This is a genomic window from Pseudomonas sp. D2002 (assembly GCF_013385735.1).
Taxonomy (GTDB): domain Bacteria; phylum Pseudomonadota; class Gammaproteobacteria; order Pseudomonadales; family Pseudomonadaceae; genus Aquipseudomonas.
In genome coordinates, this window is sequence record NZ_JACAPL010000012.1 from 111,604 (window position 1) to 111,829 (window position 226).

Sequence of the window (226 nt, forward strand, 5' to 3'; positions counted from 1 at the left end):
GGGCGCCTAAGATCAAAATCATGATCAAAATCTACAGCACGGCGGCCTAATAGCCGACCTGAGTGGTTAGATCAAAAGCCAAGCCGAGGCGGCCTGACAGCCGACCTGATTTTGGAAGCTGACTTCAATCAAATGTGGGAACGGGCTTGCTCGCTCCCACATTTGGATCTCATTGCATCAGATGGATGCTGTGTTGCTGTGCTTCTGCCCTGCTTTTGCTTCTACC